Below are 18450 nucleotides of genomic sequence, written 5' to 3'. Positions count from 1 at the left end.
TGATGACACTTATCTCTAACGCTGATCCGAATGGCTCGGCTCTAAAAACTCATTGTCTTTTTGAGGTTTAAGTTTAAGTGCACGATAAGACTTTAGCATTTCCCCTAGAAACACCTTTTCGTCTTCTGTTAGATTATCATCAAACTCTGAAAAAGACCGTATAAATTCTGTACGATGGCGCTCGATATAATTCTCAATTGTAAATGCTAAATCCCCTATTTTTTGGTTCCGAATATCACAACATGACACTACAAAAACTTCACTAAACCTCATATTATATGCACTGCATATGCGAGTCGCTTCATCAAGACTTATGTTAGCACCAGGCTTGTCAAAACTAGATTTTATCTGTTCTAATCTTTCTTCAGATATTCCTGTAACAGCAGACAAATGAGGAAATTCTTTATCATACTTCAATTTACTGTTAGCCTTAATTTCATAGTACTGTGTTAATAGTAATTGCTTCATTTCAGTATCATCTAATAGTTGAGCTCTAATATCAGTTCCAAACTGTATAGGAATTCCGCTTATCCCTCTCAATGAAGCAATCAACGTATACAGAGAATAACCATATTCGTTTGATAAAATCGTTAACAACTTCTGGGATGGAGTAACTTCATTTCTTTCTATCTTCCCAAAATAATGTCCAGTATATCCTATTTTCCAAGCATATTCATCAAGTGTATACCCCAGCTGATTACGATCATTGCGAATTAATTCCGTGAAATACCTAGCCATTAAGTACCAACTCCTTTTTAACTACCCTTACATTCAGTATAATATCCTGTAACATTCCTTTTGTAAAGGAATGAAAAAGGAATGTTTAAGCAACTTTCTAATACGAGGTGTATCTTTCATGTTATAATTTGTATTATTTTGTAAAGTGGTGGTACTTGATGTCTGTTCAATCTTATCTTGAAGACCTGGCCAGCAAGCTCGTTATAAAAGACGACGAAAAAACTAAAATCAACACTTCTATCTGCGCTATCAAACAAAGTCTCTACTTATTTTGCCGACAATGTAGTTGATCAATTCAAGTTTGGATCGTATACTCCCAGTATTAACCTGCCAAGAAGGGCTGACAAAGGCCAGTATGGGGATTTCACTATCAAATTAGATCTTTCAAAAATTGAATCCAAAACTGACAGAAGAATGGGAACACTTAAAAGAAATTTAAATATAACTTAATAAACCACATTGATTCGCAATTCTCCAAAGGTAGTCACCGCTAATAAGATAGAGAAAAACACGGATATTCATTGGTGTTTTCAAGGAGGATAATAAGCATATGGATCCAATACTTTCACCTATCATAAAAAGTTTAAGTAACAAATTTGTATCACAAGTTACAAACTCAAAAACATTCCGCGATTTAAAAGCTACCTGGTCTAAGGATAACTACTCTCAGAAAACACTGAATATTTTTTCTGCTGCAATTGCCGATGCAAAGGCAACGATACAATTACCTGATAATTTATTGGTTGAACTTCTGGAGGACCCTGATAATAGGGCTGAAATATTTCGATGGATTTTTGAGGGGACTGAGCCTGGCAAAATCAATAAAGATCGACTTGTATTGGATCCTTACATCGAGCGTTTTCCTCGATATCAGGATCAGTTAGTTCCTTTCTTCTCAATTATTCTTGATAAATTAAATGAATATAAAAAAATACATTGGGACCCTTCAGATCTAGAGTTAATTAATCGTATGGCCCAACTCCATAAAGGTTTAAGTTTAATAGAGGATCAACAAAATCAAGCTATTGAAATAAGCAATAATATTAATCAAACAGTCGAAGAAATAAAGGCCTCTTTGTTTGATCCTAACATAACCTTTTTAGCACAATTGACAAGTATGCTCCAAAGTAATAATTTGCAGTCAGCAGAAAGACAATTAGCCTCAATAATTCGAATGCTATCTAACGCCCATCAAGATCAAGATTGGAATTACGAAGTGTCCATAGACGGCTCAGAAGTTACTATTTTGGAAAAGCCACAAAATGTAGACATAATTGAAGGGCTTGAAAAACGGATGGAAGTAAAGATCGTAATACCACAGGAATACAAACACTTTCAGAATCTTGGTGAAATAATTCAATATGGACGTAATAAGCAGGTCACAGTAGAGCTGGAACTTCAGGAATTCAAACTATATGCAGGGGACCATCTCTTTGAGAAAAAAAAGTCTACGTTAGAAAGACAACTTGTAATGTCAATTCCACCTATTCCATTCCCGATCATAAAAACAACGTTAATCATCGGAGATGAGGTCCGTTTCGATGTTTGGATGCAGATAATTGAAGTTATAGAAGATGATGTGATCCTAATTAGTAATAAGAATCAACCGGAAAGAGAGATCGAATATAAATTTAAGTATAATATAAAAACACAAGAGAGCTCGAATTTTGATATTTGTATACCCGAAGAGAGAAAGCAAGATGTTAATGCTCACCTTCAATATACAAAAGGCATAGTCTTGGCTCAAGAAGGTACATCTTTGAAAATGGTATATGCAGATAATATTCAGAATATTTGCTTTTCTTCAAAAATCAGTATCTCAAATCAAGGCAAACTAGATGATAAACTGATTAAGGTTTTAGAGATGTTGTTTAATATTGAAACTTTTTTCGGTGTTACATTTGAACTGCCAGAACAAATAGGTACGGACGACATAACAATAATTGCCGAGCTTGAAAGGATTATCTCAACGAATTCGGAAACCATAGATTTGGAAGATTACACAATAGTGGTAAATGATTTTAAACTATTGAACCAGTTCATTGATAGTTTGGAATCGGGTAGCCCAATATTATTTAAAGGCGAAGGACATAGGGACTTTTCAATATTTGGTATTACTTTTGTTATTGAAATTGATATTCAACTACCACCTGTAGGTATAAAAAATGTCGAAATGATTAAGAACAAAGTAAAGGTTTTGTCGGAGGGAGATTCCCTTAGCGTTACTTTTATCCCCTTTGAGCAAAGCAATAAATCTGCAACATATCATTACGTAAAGTCTAGTTATATAAAAAACGGACGAACTATGATCAACTCATAAAATGAGATTTCAGTTTAACTATTGATCCCTATTTCATTAATTTCCTTATTAAAATAACTCCAACGAGGTAGTCACTACCTCATTGGAGCATTCATCATCAAGCTTTACTTATGAAGGAATTTCACTATAATTTTTACCTGCATCAATTTCTCTCAACTCTAAAAAATCATTGGGCCATATAAAATTACTTAGATGATCATCAAAAAAGCATGTATTTTTTAATATCGATTTAAACTTTTCACCTTTCTCAGAATAAACCAAATTGTAAAATACTAATAATAATTCAAAAGATGAGAGCTGTGCTCGAAGTATGCCTCGGTATTTTTGTTGTTCCCTACGATTTTCTTGATGATCTTCACTAAACTTCTCATCTTGAATCAACTTAACAATATGATACAAATTCCTGAAATAGTGCCCCAGTTGGCTTTCATAAGCATCGTATACCTTTTTGAAGGCTGCAACTTTCAATTCTTTTAAGGGCTCTTGGTTAAATTCTTTATTAAACTTAGTCATATAATGGCAAGAGTACATTTCACATGAACTCATAAAATTAAGGTCATCTAACCAAGTCTCGTAGCTCCCATCTTTCATGTAGACTTCATCTTTATAAATTTTCTTTAACTCTACTTCTCGATCATTCCATTCGATATTTGTACCCATTTCTAAAGATTTAAAAAAGTTATCCTCGATGCTAGTATCTGGTTCTTCGTCTTCCTCTATAAAAGGGTAACTAAATTCATCAAGATTCTTTTGTATAAAAGTAGCCTTATAGGAATTAAAAAACTCATTCTTAATAAGCTCATCTAATAATGCTTTATCCCCTGAAATAGCCTCTTTTTTTAAAGTTTGGACGTAGCTGCTATAAATATCACTATTATAAGTGAATTTTATCTTTTTAAGAATTTCCTCTAGAGCTGCTCTTCCTCTGATCTCTCCTATTTCAATATTTTTTGTTATGTTATGATGAAGATTGATCATATTAAAGAACGTACTATCAAATTGTTGCTTTTTCATTGTTGCATTGGTTACCTCGTACTCTTCTCGGGCTTTTTTTACTTCATCACGCTGCAACCCTAGCTCTTCCTTTTGCATGATAATTGCTGCTGTCACAAAAATGATACTTGCCAAAGACAGAAGCCCTACTGTAGTACCTCCGAAGAAATCACCAACTACTCCCAAAGCCTCGAAATTATCAAGCGCGAAGTCCTTTTTGAATACCCACATTAATATAAACGGGAGACTTATAGCACTAGAAGCTATTATAAATCCTATGCCAATCCACCAATTTTCTTTTCTATGTAACCATCGAGTTTCTTTCTCATTCTTTTGTTTAGTTTTATTCATGTTCTCCCCCAAAAATCTGCCTCCGTTTGAGCATAGGTAATATCAAAACGATTGACCAGAGCGCCCCAGCAGTGCCATAACTGGCTTGTTGTTACTATAATTTTTAGACACCTTAGTTAATAAGATTGTTATTTTGATTTCTAAATGCACAATGCTACTAGATGCTAATATTCATAAACTTAGCACAAAACACAAAAAACTTATAGTGCTACTACAAAACCTCAGCTCATTGTTAAAAGAATTTTCTCGACGGATGTGAACCCTATTTTAAAACTAAAAATCTCACAAAAAAATTAAATTCAATCAGTTGTTATCTAAGATTTTAACCGTAAGTTCCCACATTTGAAATCCTCTGTATTTATCTGGAGGTTATAATATTATTCTGAAGGTATAATTTCGTACTTGCAGAAAAACAACCATTAATGTTATACTTCAGAAAGTAGGACTATTAGTTAAGGAGGATAAAAAATGAACTGGTACAATAATGTTATTCCATCAGTAGAAGAAATAAAGCAACGCTTGCAATTATTAATTCCTGAGAATGTCGAGAATGCGAATTATGCCAGGAATATAGTAGCAGCAAGAACAATTTTCGTTATGCTATACAGTTTTGCTATTGAAGGAGAGACTGAAAGAATTCGTCCTTCTACCGTTACAGTCATGAATGATGAACAAGCCACTAAATTAAATGAAGCAGAACGGCGGTTTTGGGTTAAATCCATGCAGGCCCATAAAAAGCCACCAATTAAAGAACGATGGTATAGTGAAAATACGCGAGAGTCAATTAGAGATGACACCATCTCAACTTTAAAAAGATTAGGCATAGTTCAAGAAGAAGAAGGGATTCCGACCACCTCTTCAAAACCAAGATATTACTTAAATCGCAATTTCATTGAACTTCTAAATCCTCTAGTTAATGTAACTGATCTTACTGATTCTTTCTTAGCTTGGCAAGAAAAAAATCTACATCAAGGCGCAATAATAATACAACAGCTACGTGCCCTTGAAAAGCGAAGTGTCATTGAAATTAATCACGGTAATAGTAAAACATTTCTTGACACAGGGAAAAGCTCAGTGTTAACAAAGCATACTGTTGAAGTTTTTGCTAAAGAGTTTCTATCAAAGCCAGAAGTGTTACTGATAAGTGAATCAGCAGATAAGGTTCATTGGCAATTTGGAAAACTACTTGAGTTTCTTCGACTAACGATTAACCCCAAAAAAATACTGCCCGATGTTATCATAGCTGATACAGGAAATAAATTTCTCCTAGTATTTATAGAAATTGTTCATACTGATGGTCCTATCACAGGAGAAAGAAAGGAGCAACTTGTTCGAATTGCAGAAGCAAGTAATTTATCGGAAGAAGACTGTGCTTTTGTAACTGTATTTTCTTCACGTTCAGACCCCGCCTATCGAAAGGCACAAAGTAATTTAGCTTGGGGCTCTTTCGTGTGGTTTGCTGATGATCCAAAAAGTATAATTCAACTAATTGACAATAATAACAATAAAAAACTGTTAGCTGAATTACTAGCATAGAAAAAGATAAAAAGACAACCTTAAGGGTTGTCTTTTTATCGAAAATCACTCATTCTATTAATTTTTCAATATTTTTATCTATTTCATGCTGTGAGGGGAAATTATCCTTCATTATCGAACCTAATTTAATTAATTGATCATAGCTAGGGTAGGGCAAACTTCTTAAGTCTCCAACATTAACTTGTGTAATTCCATTAAACTGTCTGAAGAATCGATCGACTATTGTTGAACTTAAATATATTGCGAGCCCCTTTGCTAAATCTAATGGTAATCCTTGGCCGTTAATATGATAATAATTCAAATGATTCTCTAGCCCAATATAATTGACATCGAACTTAGAGGCTTCCAAAATTGCAGGTACTATTCGTTTCTTCTCTTCTTTGGAAGAAAAACGCCTAATTAATACATAATTCCCGTTTGGTACAAGTGATTTCAAAGTGAAATTATTCAGAATAATCCCATTAGGCTTCACCCCTGGAATAATAGGCCATTTTATAAACCCCTGACTAAAATGTTGAGGATAGATAAGAGGCATTACTTCTTTATTTTCTTCAGTTATATCATGCCTGAGGTTTTCTTTCGTTCGAAAATCCACCACTTTTCCGGTAGAAACTTTCAAATTCAAATCATCTAATGTGCTACTCATCTTGTTCATTAGGGATTTGACATTTATATCAGATTCATCTAATAAAATTCTAATGAACTTTTCCGGGTCGTTAGGATGTATTAATTCTTCGTAATTTAAAAAGGTTTTTGACATTGGGTCACTAATTGTTGAAGACGAGGAAATCAGGACCGGTCTGTAATCATATGTTTTGTTCGCTAGAAAAATGATGTTTTCTTGGAGGACATCATCATCCTTGAAAGCATCTTTCCTAGAATCAAAAATATGAATCTTTCTAAAGCTCATATCATTAACAAAATCTAATCTGAATAGCTTAAAATAACTCCCATTACAAAAACTGCGTGGCGTAATAGCAACCAATTCCCCTTCTGTTATCAAAATCCTTTTAGAAAGAGACAAAAATGCAGCATATAAATTACTTGCTTCAATTCCAATCTCTTTTAATGTTAATCGAGTTTTTGAGTTGCTATTTATCTTCTTGTAAGGTGGATTTAGAATAACTTTATTAAAAGGTTGGCTCTTGTTTCTGATTAATGAAGAACCATAATCGATAAAGTCTTCGTTAATAATATTAAATTCAAAAGAAATATTATGAGTCAGACACATCTGTTTGCATTGTTCTAATGATTGTATAAGATACGGTAAAAGCTTATCATCGATTTCAACAACAGTAGCTTCAATACTTATTGGTTTGTTAGCAATTTTACAGAAATGAGCGATCGCAGCTAATGTCAGCATTCCTATTCCTGCTCCTGGATCAAGTAATTTCACATGGCGTACAGGATTGTTGAACATTCCTCCCATAAAGAGGGCTATTTGTGGTTCAGTAAAATACTGTCCTAAATCTGATTTTACTTTTTTAACAGTCTCTTTACTAACTTGTTTTCGTGTTGTATCAATATTATTAAATATAGAATTGAATATATTAGGCAATTCAATATCATTTATCAACATTACAGCCTTGCCTCCACTCAAGTAAATTCTCTTAAGGATCATTATAAATCAATAAGAACATACGTGCTATATTACCCAACTTAAATCTTTCATATTTCATTAATGAATATTTATGTCTACAAATGGTCGATTTTTTTTAAGTTAAATCAGAAAACCCCGCTCAATGAGCGGGGTTTATGTATGGAGGCGAGGGGAGTCGAACCCCTGTCCGAAGATAACGACAACACAAGCTTCTACGGGTGTAGTGACAGATTTGATGTCACCCTAGGAACTCCCTGTCACCGGATTCCCTTCAGGTCAGCCTGATTATCTTCTTCAGCTAGCCCCAGGCGGAGACTAGACAGCGTATCCCACTAAAGTTGAGCCCTCATCCCGGTACATGGGCGATACAGAGCGAGAGCACGCTCACAGGTTATTAAGCTGCGAAAGCGTAGTTGTTTTGTTGTTTGCCGTTTAATTGGCTTTAGCGTTGATGAAGTGGACGCGTCCCCACTACCCGCTACTCATGCCCGAACTATCCCCGTCGAATCCAAAAACGCCCCCTTAAGTTGGAGAAATGCCGGTGCTTCGCACCTTGGCGTTCCTGCCAAAAAGGGCTATCGGATTAAATCAAAGAATGTATTCAGTCATAGCAGTCCATCTATTGCGCATTCTTTCCCTCCAAGAAAGGAATACGCAGGCTGTATGCTGATTGTCAAAGATCTTGTTGATCTCTCTTACATCACTTAGTATATCACATTTTACATCAAAATGATATATACATTGCAGGTAACACAGCTAAAAGCTGCCATCGGGCAAGCTGCTCCATCATTTCTAGGCAAATATCTCATACGGAGATCAAACTTAGCTTTCATCACCAATATGATAATTACCAATTACCATCACCTTGCAATCTTCTGCTTCTCGCGCAGCGCACGCTGGATATCGCGTTGTGCATCCTTCTTAGCGGCATCGGCACGCTTGTCGTACTGACGCTTACCTTTACCGAGGCCCAGCAATAACTTGGCATAGCCGTTACGAACGTAGATCTTCAGCGGTACGATCGCGTAACCGTCCTGCTTGGACAGGCCCAGCAGCTTGCGGATCTGCTCCTTGTGCAGCAGCAGCTTCCGTGTCCGCGTAGGATCCGTTGGGTTGTTGCGGTTTCCTTGCTCGAACGGGCTGATATGCATGTTATGGATATGAATCTCGCCATTCCGAATGGTAGCGAATGCATCTCCGATATTGACGCGGCCGTTCCGTATGGATTTGATCTCCGTTCCGGTCAACACCATCCCGGCTTCATACGTATCCTCGATGAAATAATCATGGGAAGCTTTTTTGTTCTGGGCCAGAACCTTCCCGTCACTTTTCTTACCCATGGTCTCACCCCTTGATCAACAATGATAATGGAAAAAGGACTTCCGGCAGACCGCCAATGCAATCTCACCAGAAGTCCATTGTATCAAACGTCAGCCTCCAAAAGCAAGGTGGGGCAAGCGCCTCCAGCGATAGATCAGGAGGAGAATGTTACTTTTTCTTCTTGCGGACAAAAGCGGCCGTGCCGTTTCCGCCCTTGCTCTTCCGTTTGCGGCCACCGCCGCCGCCGGAGTTGACACCAGCATTGCCGCCTGGTGTTGGACCTTCGCCGATGAAAATGCCGCTGCCCGCCGTCTTCTTGCGTCGACCCTTGCCGCCGGCACCACCGGAGCGCGCGTTGCGGTCAAATCCCAGGGCGCCGCCGCTGGCGGAGCTGTATCCGCCTTTGCCGGAGCCAAAGGCGAAATTCGACGCCTGCTGCTCGCCAGCTCCAGCAGCTGCTTCACCGCCACCGCGCGCACCACGCCCGCTCGGCGGGGTATCGCCGCGGCCACCCTGGCCGCCGGCGCTGTCCTTGCGGCGCCCGCCTGGCGCGCCGCCTTCGGCCGCGCCGCGCTTACCGCCGCGGCCCTTACCCCCGCGGGCTGCGCCATCGCGGGCACCGAACCCGCGGCCGCCGTTGCCGCCGCGGTCGCCCTCGCCGCGCCCTTGGCGGCGCGGCTTCATATCCACCATCTCAAAATCGATGGTGTGATCGTCCATGTTCACCTTCGCCACGCGAACCTTCACATCATCACCGATGCGGTATACCTTCGAGGTCCGCTCCCCGATCAGTGCCATATGGCCCTCATCGAAATGATAATAGTCGTCGGTCATCGCACTGAGACGAATCAAGCCTTCGACCGTGTTCTCCAGCTCGATGAACATACCGAAGCTGGTCACGCTGCTGATAATGCCTTCGAACTCTTCGCCGACCTTATCCAGCATGAACTCGGCTTTCTTGAGCGCTTCCGTATCGCGCTCCGCATCCACGGCCACACGCTCGCGCTCCGAGGATTGCTGAGCGATGTCAGCCATCCGGCCCGCCAGCACCTCATGACGCTTCTCATCCAGCGCACCGCCGTTCTCCAGCACTTCCCGGATGACCCGGTGAATGACCAGATCGGGGTAACGCCGAATCGGAGACGTAAAGTGAGAATAATATTCCGCAGCAAGGCCGAAGTGACCCGTGCTCTCCGCGTCATATTTCGCCTGCTTCATCGAACGGAGCATCATCGTGCTGAGCACCGTTTGCTCCTTCGTGCCTTGAATGGCTTCCAGCAGGTTTTGCAGCGCACGCGGATGGATCGAGTTGCCCCGTCCCTTCACCTGATGCCCGAAATTGGCCGCGAACGCCATAAAGTTCTGCAGCTTCTCCTGATCCGGGTCCTCATGGATCCGGTAGATGAACGGTACTTTCAGCCAGTGGAAATGCTCAGCCACGGTTTCGTTGGCCGCCAGCATGAATTCCTCAATGATCTGCTCCGCGATGGAGCGTTCTCTTTTGACGATATCCACGGGTTTGCCGTTCTCATCCACGATGACTTTGGATTCCACAAAATCAAAATCCACCGCCCCCCGGCGCATCCGGCGGTTCCGCAGTTTCAGGGCCAGCTCGCGCATCAACCGGAAATCCTCCACGAGGTCACTGTAACGCTCGATCAGCTCCGGATCCTCGTCCACCAGGATTTTACGTACATTGTTATACGTCATCCGTTCTTTTGTACGAATAACACTCGTGAAAATATCGTGCTTCACAACTTTCATCTGCTCGTTGAATTCCATCTCACAGGACATCGTCAGACGATCCACCTGCGGATTCAAACTACATATGCCGTTGGACAGACGGTGCGGGAGCATCGGAATAACCCGATCCACCAAATACACACTGCAGCCGCGATTGTAAGCTTCCTTATCCAGCTCGGAGCGGTCACGGACGTAATAACTGACATCGGCAATGTGAACGCCCAGACGGTAGTTCCCGTTCGGTAAACGTTCCACATTCACCGCATCATCCAGATCCTTGGCATCTTCGCCGTCAATCGTCACAATGTTCAAGCCACGCAAGTCTCGGCGTCCCTGCTGCACAATCTCTTCTTCCGTAATGGCATCCGGGGCTGCATCCGCCTCAGTCAGCACTTCCTCGGGAAACCCTTCCGGCAGCTGATGCTTGCGGATAATGGACAGGATATCGACGCCCGGATCGTCCTTGTGACCCAGAATCTCCACCACTTCGCCCTCGGCCGCCGCTCTTCCTTCCGGATAGCTGACCAGCTTCACCACGACCTTCACGCCATCAACGGCTCCGTTAATCGCATGCTTCGGAATAAAAATATCCCGGTTGATCCGCTTGTCATCCGGCAGCACGAAGCCATAGGCTTCATGGTTCTGGAATACACCCACGACTTGGGTGACGGCGCGCGTCACGATACGGACCACTTCGCCTTCCATTTTGCCGCCGTCGCTGCTTTGGGAACTGATCCGAATAAGCACGATATCTCCATTCATCGCACTCTTCAAGTCATTGGCATGAATGTACACATCCGGGTGCTCGCGATCATCAGGAATCAGAAAGGCAAAACCCTTCGCATGAGCCTGCAGTCGTCCGCGCAGCAAATTCATCCGTTCCGGCACGCCATATCGCTGGGTGCTGGTCAGAATGATTTTTCCGGATTGCTCAAGCTCATTTAGCAGCTTCAAGAATTCCCTGAATTCATGGGCATCCTTAATGGCAAAATGCTGCTCCAATTCCTGGTACGTCATCGGCTTGTATGCAGTTTCCCGCATAAAATTCAGTAATATTTCTTCAGTTATCATCATTATCACCTCGGGGAACCTGCAATTTCATCGTTCCGCTATCCATTCTTTACCTTCATATACTCATACCCTAGTATACACGAATTTAATCCTCGGTATCCTTCCGAACACCGTCTTAACCTATGTATTCCAAAATTCAGGCAATAAAAAACCCCCGCTCTTCCAAGAGTGAAAAAGCGAGGGTAACGTTAATTGTTATTTCAACATAGCAACAACGATGGCCAAAATCATAAATCCTGCTGCAAGACCTACCGTTGTACGCTGCAGTACGAGATCCATACCGCGAGCCTTTGTTTTACCAAAAAGATGTTCCGCACCGCCGGAGATGGCACCGGCAAGACCTGCGCTTTTCCCTTTTTGGAGAAGAACGACAGTAATCAACCCGATGGAGAAAATAACAAGCAACACTTCAAAAAATACAACCATGACTTCCACCTCCTACGTATGTAAACATCTAAATTTATTATCTGAAGAGACATTCTAGATTCTACATGAAAAACAGCATTTTTATTGTACCACAGCTTTATCGAGCTGACAAGGAGTACGGGTGAATCACTCCAACCAGAATCATGTCATTGATTCACCTTTTTCTTCTGTATTCCCTTTGAAGTAGCTGCAGCTCACCCCAAAAATAAATGGCCTGCCCCTCCAGCGTTGGCAGACCACCTGTTTCATAGCAGCCAAGGCTGCTTTATTTCACTCGGAAGGATCCTGTGCTGATCGCCACAAGCTCGCCCTTCTCGTTCGCAATTCGGCATTCCGTCGTTACCGAACGGTGCGTCTGATGCACGATGCTTGCCGTTACGGTAAGGAGACCCGCTCTGGCCGGCATGACAAAATGCACGTTCAGATTGCTCGTCACCGTGGATTCGCCGGGGCGCTCCAGCATGACGGCAATTCCCATGGCGTTATCCATCAATGAGGAGAGTACGCCGCCATGCACGATGCCCATCATATTCATATGATGTGGCTTGGCATCCAGCGTTACAACAACCGCCTCCGAGCTGGCAGACGCAAGCTTGCAGCCGAGATATCCCCAGAAGGTGGGCTCCGCCGCTTGGGTCATAGCCTCAATGTACGCCTCCCGGTCGAATTCCGGCTGCCCGGTCTTCGTATCCGGATTGGCATTGGTATGATTCATCAGGCCGCCTCCTTTTTTTGTTATGACGTCGTTAGTACTGTATCCATTCCAGCGGGATAACATGAATCACTTAACGTGCCTACTCCGCTATCTGCGCTTCAGCCTGTTCTGCCTTCCTCTTCTTCCTCCAGCAGCTTGCGGCGCAGCACCTTGCCTACCATCGTCTTCGGCAGCGAATCGCGGAACACGTACTCGCGTGGCACCTTATAGGCGGCCAGCTGACTGCGGCAAAACTTCTCAAGGCCCGAAGGGTCCGGAGACGCGCCATCCTTCAGCACGATATAAGCTCTAACGGTTTCGCCGCGATAATCGTCCTTCGTTCCGACAACAACGGCTTCCTTGACGGAAGGATGCTCATACAGCACTTCCTCGATCTCCCGAGGGTAAATATTGAAACCGCTTGCAATGATCATATCCTTCTTGCGGTCGATGATCGTAAAATACCCCTCTTCGTCCATCGTTGCCATATCCCCTGTGAACAACCAGCCGTTTCGCAGCGTGTCGAACGTCTCCTCCGGCCGGTTCCAGTACCCCATCATCACCTGCGGTCCTTTTACAATTAGCTCACCAGGCTCCCCGACGGGCATTTCTTCGCCCGTATCGGGATCGACCACCTTAGCATCCGTATCCGGAACAGGTACGCCGATGGTGCCGATTTTGCGCCTTCCCCAGATTGGATTCACATGAGTAACCGGGGAAGCTTCAGTCAGGCCATAGCCTTCGATCAGCCGGCCTTTGGTCAGCTCCTCGAACTTATCCTGCACCTCACCGGAAGCCCGGCAGAGCCGCTGACGCAAGCATTAATCGAAGAGAGGTCATATTCCCTGATCTTGGGATGATTAATCAGTGCGATATACATGGTCGGTGCGCCCGGGAAGAGCGTCGGCTTCATTTTTTTGATCAGGTTCAGAATCATCGTCACTTCGAATTTCGGTACCAATATCAGCATGCCGGCACGGTAGATGGCCTGGTTCAGCAGCACGGTCAGTCCGAACACGTGAAAACAGGGCAAAACCGCTAAATAGCGCTCCTTCCCATCCTCCACCTGAAAGCACCAGTTCGCGGACTGCAAGGTGTTGGCGATCAGATTCATATGCGTCAGCATGACGCCTTTGGGAACGCCGGTCGTGCCACCTGTGTACTGGAGCAGGGCCAGATCCTTCTCCGCCTTCACGGGTTCGCAGATCGGGTCATTCGGTGAGCTCGCAAGCAGCTTTTTGAAGGCATGGACGCGGCTCCCGTAATTGACGACCGGAAGAGGGCCCTCCTTCTTGGCTTTGATCGGGTAGAGGAGATTCTTGGGGAATGGCAGATAATCCGCCACGGACGTGACGATCATATGCTCCAGTTCCGTCTCCTCGATGACTTTTTCAACGCGGGACACAAACATATCCATGGTAATGATGATCTTGGCACCGGAATCCTTCATCTGATGCGCAATTTCCCGCTCCATATAGAGCGGGTTGGTCATGACGGCAACGGCTCCGGCCAGCAGCACGCCATAATACGAGATCACCACCTGCGGGCAGTTGGGCAGCATGATCGCTACCCGGTCGCCCTTCTTAATTCCTTTGCTGCGGAGTGCGTTCGCCATACGATAGGACGACTCCAGCAGACTTCTATAGTTGATCGTCTTGCCCATGAAATACATGGCCGGCCGATTCGGAAACTTCTGTGCCGACGTCACGAGAAATGATGCCAAATTCTGTTTCGGATAATCAAAAGCGGGGGCTACTTCGGGCGGATAAAACGGCAGCCAAGGCTTTGTATCCATACAAAACCAACCCTTTCCTAAGGAATGCTCCTTCTTTCCTACTCCAAGAAAAATCTCTCTCTTTTGCGGTTACTTACGCATCTTATTGGCGTTGACGCGTGTTACACCGTGTACCGCTCGTTCTTGACCACGCGGGCTGCGATGCTGCGCTTGAGGGCCACCGTATCGACCGGCGTGCAACGCGTCAGTTTTTTGAGCACCGACAGCTGCATCCGCAGCATATCCCCGGTTTCGACTGAGGCCAACGTCTCTTTTGCGAGTGCTTCGATGCGCTGGAACGCCTCGTATGCAAACACCTGCGTCATCTCGATCATGCTGGCTGCTTTTTCCTCGGAGGTGCGTTCGATTTGCTTGCGGGTACGCAGCAGCGCACTCTCGAGAGCATAAATATCAATCATCATATCCGCCAGATTGGACAAGGCCTCCTGCTCTTTCTCCAGCTTCGTGCCGAACTTCTGTACCGCCATACCGCCTGCAAGGAGGAAAATCTTCTTGCTCATCTCCAGGAAGTGCGCTTCCTGTTCCAGTGTGCCTTCAAAGGTTTGACCAGGTACCAGCTGCAGCAGCTCACCTTGGAGACCTTGTGCTTTTTGCAGGAGCGCGATCTCACCCTTCATGGCCTTCTTCACGAGCGTGCCCGGAATCAGGAGCCGGTTGATCTCGTTCGTGCCTTCAAAGATACGGTTGATGCGGGAGTCCCGATAGATGCGTTCCACCTTGTACTCTTGGATATACCCATAGCCCCCGTGAATCTGTACCGCCTCGTCTGCCACGTTATCGAGTCCTTCCGAACAGAACACCTTATTGATCGAACATTCGATGGCATAGTCGGAAATGGCCGCAGCCGAGTGGATTCCGGCATCCTCGCTGTTGTAATCGATGTCCTGCATCGCTTCGTCCAGCAATCCTGCCGTACGGTACACCATGCTCTCCATCACGAAGGTGGTGATGTTCATCTCGGCCAGCTTCTTGCGCATGAGCGGGAACTGCGAGATGGGCGTATCGAACTGTTTGCGGGTGTTAGCATATTTCGCGCTCAGCTCGATCGATTCCTTCGCTGCACCGACCGTGCCGGCTGCCAATTTATACCTTCCAATGTTCAGGATGTTAAAGGCAATCCGGTGGCCTTTGCCGATCTCGCCGAGCAGGTTCTCCTTCGGCACCTTGACATCTTCGAAAAAGAGCGGACGCGTCGACGATCCCTTAATGCCCATCTTCTTCTCCTCCGGACCGAGCGTGAAGCCCTCCATCTCCTTCTCGACAATGAACGCGGTGAAGTGCTCCCCGTCAATCTTGGCGTAGACGATAAAGATATCCGCAAATCCGGCGTTAGTTATATATAGCTTCGATCCGTTCAAAATATAATAGTCTCCGTCATCCGACAGGCGTGCCGTCGTTTTGGCACCCAGCGCATCCGAGCCGGAGGTCGGTTCCGTCAAGCAATAAGCGGCGATTTTAGCGCCGGTCGATAGATCCGGCAGGTACTTCTGTTTCTGCTCGGTGGTGCCGAAGAACACGATCGGCAGTGTACCGATCCCGACATGAGCCCCGAAGGAGAGCGCAAAGGACGATCCCTTTGCCAACGCTTCATTAATAATCGTGGAACTGACCTTATCCAGCCCGATCCCGCCGAACGGCTCCGGCACATCGGCCCCGAGCAGACCCAGCTCGCCTGCCTTGCGAAGCAGGTCTACGGTCATCTCATAATTCAGCTTCTCCAGCTCTTCATCATGCGGTACGACTTCGCCGTCGATAAAATCGCGCACCGTCTCGCCGATCATGCGGTGCTCTTCCGTGAAATCCTCCGGTGTCAGGATGCGCTGTTTATCGGGATTATCAATGACAAAGCTGCCGCCTTTGATTTTCGGTTCTTTGGTTTGGTTATCGCTCATGATTGGTTTCCCCTTTCGGAATGTGGAATATTGGAGTGCAAGGACTGCCTTGGTGTTATGTTGGATTGACCCCTAGATGCAGTAATGCTTAAGGGAGGTGCACAAATGTCCGCTCCGCGTGCGGATTGTACTTCCGATCGCTGTTGAGTTTGGATTTCCGGGAATGAATCTATCCATAGTAGAAATCCAAACTCAAAGGCGACCGCTGCCGCTTCTCCAGTACAATTCCGCTCTCTCCGCTGGGCTGGCGCACACTAGTGAATTTCCTAAGTTCAACACCTGCCTTCGGCTATCATTGCACTCCCCTGTGGTTGGAGTGAGTGGTGCGGTGTCCGGTCCATGTGCGGAGCGGACACGGCACTAAGACTACATTTCAGAGTGAATAGGCTGGTCATGCATCATTAGAAGATCAGTGCACTTGATATCGAAAACTTAAATATCGTTTATCGAATACAGTCAGAAGCATTGTTGAGCTAACGAATTCAAACCACAAACTAATCAGCTGCAAGAATCACGCCCCATATCGCTCCAGGCGCTTGGAAGGTAGCGTAACTCTGCACCATCTACTCCTTACGCCCCAGCGGCGTGCACCTCGAACACCCCCGCGGCGCCCATGCCGCCGCCGATGCACATGCTCACGACACCGTAGCCGCCGCCGCGGCGGGCCAGCTCGGAGACGAGGCTGACGGTCAGCTTGGCGCCGGTGCAGCCGAGCGGATGGCCGAGCGCAATGGCGCCGCCGTTAACGTTGACCTTGCTCTCATCGATACCCAGCGCGCGGATGATGTGGAGGCATTGCGAAGCGAACGCTTCGTTAATCTCGAACACATCCACCTGATCCAGTTCGATGCCCGCCATACGGAGCGCCTTCGGGATCGCTTCGACTGGGCCGACACCCATAATCTCCGGCTCTACGCCTGCCAGAGCAAACGACTTGAAGGTAGCCAGCGGGGTAAGGCCCAGCTCCTCGGCTTTCTCGCGGCTCATGACGGCTACCGCCGCCGCGCCGTCACTCGTCTGCGACGCATTGCCCGCGGTAACCGAGCCGCCGAGGGCAAAGGCCGGCTTCAACTTGGCCAGCACATCCGGTGTTGTGTCCGGCCGGACCCCTTCATCCGTATCGAAGGCAAAGGTTTTGCTGCGCACCTTGCCCTGCTCATCGGCGGCAGCCAGCGTTACGTTCACCGGTACGATCTCGTCCCGGAACTTCCCTTCCGCAATGGCCGCCGCGGCCTTGCGGTGACTGCTGGCCGCGAAGGCATCCTGCGCCTCGCGGGTGATGCCAAAGCGACGGGCCACCTCTTCCGCGGTATGGCCCATGCCGATGTACACCTCCGACATCTCTTCCACGATCGTCGGATGCGGCGCCGGCTTGAAGCCGGTCATCGGCACATGGCTCATGCTCTCAACGCCGCCGGCGACGACGACCTCGGCATGACCAAGCATGATGCGCTCTGCCGCGAACGCAATCGCCTGAAGCCCCGAGGAACAGAAACGATTGACGGTTAGCGCAGGTACCGTCACGGGATATCCCGCATATAGCGAGATAATCCGCGCGACATTCAGGCCTTGCTCGCCTTCCGGCATCGCGCAGCCGAGGATGATATCCTCAACGTCCTCTTTTTTCAGGCCCGGTGCACGCTCAATGACGGCTTCCAGTACGGCTTTGCCGAGATCCTCCACGCGCGTCTGGGCAAAACTGCCCTTCTTCGCCTTCCCCACCGGAGTACGGGCAAGGGATACTATGACTGCTTCTCTCATGCCATTCACCTCATCAACTTGAAATGGTTGGATCCAATACCGTTTATAATAGCGCGGGCCGCTAATCGGCCGTGAAATGAATTCGTAACAGGTGGAACTGATTAAAGATTCGACAGCATCAAACTTCGCCAGCATGGACAACCTGCCACGACATACTGTATGCAGCGTCTATTTTGGCGAATCGAACGTTGCGATTGATAGCGAACTTCT

Annotated in this window: 11 protein-coding genes, 1 other RNA gene and 1 pseudogene; 2 read left to right on the top strand and 11 right to left on the bottom strand. The window is 45.6% G+C overall.

What is annotated here, in order from left to right; genetic code table 11:
* Positions 1-15: 15 nt before the first annotated feature.
* The gene (locus tag M4D81_RS26360; protein WP_260068583.1) at positions 16-738 is read right to left on the bottom strand and encodes a helix-turn-helix domain-containing protein; all 723 of its coding nucleotides are present in this window, start codon (positions 736-738) and stop codon (positions 16-18) included.
* A 550-nt stretch (positions 739-1288) separates the two neighbouring features.
* On the opposite strand from M4D81_RS26360, the gene M4D81_RS26355 reads away from it, so the two are divergent.
* Positions 1289-3058, top strand: a complete 1770-nt coding sequence (locus tag M4D81_RS26355) for a hypothetical protein (protein WP_260068582.1) — start codon at positions 1289-1291, stop codon at positions 3056-3058.
* Between the two features lie 108 nt (positions 3059-3166).
* Here the strand turns inward: M4D81_RS26355 and M4D81_RS26350 are convergent, their stop codons facing one another.
* On the bottom strand, positions 3167-4402 hold the full coding sequence (locus M4D81_RS26350; RefSeq protein WP_260068581.1) for a putative phage abortive infection protein: 1236 nt from the start codon (positions 4400-4402) through the stop codon (positions 3167-3169).
* Positions 4403-4870: 468 nt separating this feature from the next.
* Here M4D81_RS26350 and M4D81_RS26345 point away from each other — a divergent pair, with 468 nt between their 5' ends.
* On the top strand, positions 4871-5938 hold the full coding sequence (locus M4D81_RS26345) for a BsuBI/PstI family type II restriction endonuclease (protein WP_260068580.1): 1068 nt from the start codon (positions 4871-4873) through the stop codon (positions 5936-5938).
* Positions 5939-5987: 49 nt separating this feature from the next.
* Here the strand turns inward: M4D81_RS26345 and M4D81_RS26340 are convergent, their stop codons facing one another.
* From M4D81_RS26340 to M4D81_RS26300, 9 genes and pseudogenes are all read right to left on the bottom strand, one after another.
* Entirely contained in the window at positions 5988-7517 is a 1530-nt protein-coding gene (locus M4D81_RS26340) for an Eco57I restriction-modification methylase domain-containing protein (protein WP_260068579.1), read from the bottom strand.
* A 178-nt stretch (positions 7518-7695) separates the two neighbouring features.
* Positions 7696-8060, bottom strand: a transfer-messenger RNA (tmRNA) gene (gene ssrA / locus M4D81_RS26335).
* Positions 8061-8398: 338 nt separating this feature from the next.
* Entirely contained in the window at positions 8399-8878 is a 480-nt protein-coding gene (gene smpB / locus M4D81_RS26330; protein ID WP_071219562.1) for an SsrA-binding protein SmpB, read from the bottom strand.
* 148 nt (positions 8879-9026) lie between these two features.
* Positions 9027-11672, bottom strand: coding sequence for a ribonuclease R (rnr, locus tag M4D81_RS26325; protein WP_260068589.1), 2646 nt, complete (start codon positions 11670-11672; stop codon positions 9027-9029).
* A 195-nt stretch (positions 11673-11867) separates the two neighbouring features.
* A complete protein-coding gene (gene secG, locus M4D81_RS26320; RefSeq protein WP_009593367.1) occupies positions 11868-12098 on the bottom strand; it encodes a preprotein translocase subunit SecG in 231 nt (76 codons plus the stop codon).
* Positions 12099-12363: 265 nt separating this feature from the next.
* Positions 12364-12813 carry a PaaI family thioesterase gene (locus M4D81_RS26315; RefSeq protein ID WP_260068578.1) on the bottom strand — a complete coding sequence of 150 codons (450 nt, stop codon included), beginning with the start codon at positions 12811-12813 and terminating at the stop codon, positions 12364-12366.
* A 98-nt stretch (positions 12814-12911) separates the two neighbouring features.
* Positions 12912-14587 (bottom strand): annotated as a pseudogene (locus M4D81_RS26310) (long-chain-fatty-acid--CoA ligase).
* Between the two features lie 101 nt (positions 14588-14688).
* Positions 14689-16479, bottom strand: a complete 1791-nt coding sequence (locus M4D81_RS26305; RefSeq protein ID WP_113061485.1) for an acyl-CoA dehydrogenase family protein — start codon at positions 16477-16479, stop codon at positions 14689-14691.
* A 570-nt stretch (positions 16480-17049) separates the two neighbouring features.
* A complete protein-coding gene (locus M4D81_RS26300; RefSeq protein ID WP_260068577.1) occupies positions 17050-18240 on the bottom strand; it encodes an acetyl-CoA C-acyltransferase in 1191 nt (396 codons plus the stop codon).
* Positions 18241-18450: the final 210 nt, after the last annotated feature.

Origin of the sequence: Paenibacillus sp. p3-SID867, assembly GCF_025142895.1 — a bacterium.
Classification (GTDB): Bacteria; Bacillota; Bacilli; order Paenibacillales; family Paenibacillaceae; genus Paenibacillus_AQ.
The sequence above is the reverse complement of the archived record's forward strand: the minus strand, read 5'-3'. Positions and strand labels throughout refer to the sequence as shown.

Coding starts and splice junctions, on each gene's coding strand:
- M4D81_RS26360 (WP_260068583.1), bottom strand. CDS start 738: ATGGCTAGGTATTTCACGGAATTAATTCGCAATGATCGTAATCAGCTG.
- M4D81_RS26355 (WP_260068582.1), top strand. CDS start 1,289: ATGGATCCAATACTTTCACCTATCATAAAAAGTTTAAGTAACAAATTT.
- M4D81_RS26350 (WP_260068581.1), bottom strand. CDS start 4,402: ATGAATAAAACTAAACAAAAGAATGAGAAAGAAACTCGATGGTTACAT.
- M4D81_RS26345 (WP_260068580.1), top strand. CDS start 4,871: ATGAACTGGTACAATAATGTTATTCCATCAGTAGAAGAAATAAAGCAA.
- M4D81_RS26340 (WP_260068579.1), bottom strand. CDS start 7,517: ATGTTGATAAATGATATTGAATTGCCTAATATATTCAATTCTATATTT.
- smpB (WP_071219562.1), bottom strand. CDS start 8,878: ATGGGTAAGAAAAGTGACGGGAAGGTTCTGGCCCAGAACAAAAAAGCT.
- rnr (WP_260068589.1), bottom strand. CDS start 11,672: ATGATAACTGAAGAAATATTACTGAATTTTATGCGGGAAACTGCATAC.
- secG (WP_009593367.1), bottom strand. CDS start 12,098: ATGGTTGTATTTTTTGAAGTGTTGCTTGTTATTTTCTCCATCGGGTTG.
- M4D81_RS26315 (WP_260068578.1), bottom strand. CDS start 12,813: ATGAATCATACCAATGCCAATCCGGATACGAAGACCGGGCAGCCGGAA.
- M4D81_RS26305 (WP_113061485.1), bottom strand. CDS start 16,479: ATGAGCGATAACCAAACCAAAGAACCGAAAATCAAAGGCGGCAGCTTT.
- M4D81_RS26300 (WP_260068577.1), bottom strand. CDS start 18,240: ATGAGAGAAGCAGTCATAGTATCCCTTGCCCGTACTCCGGTGGGGAAG.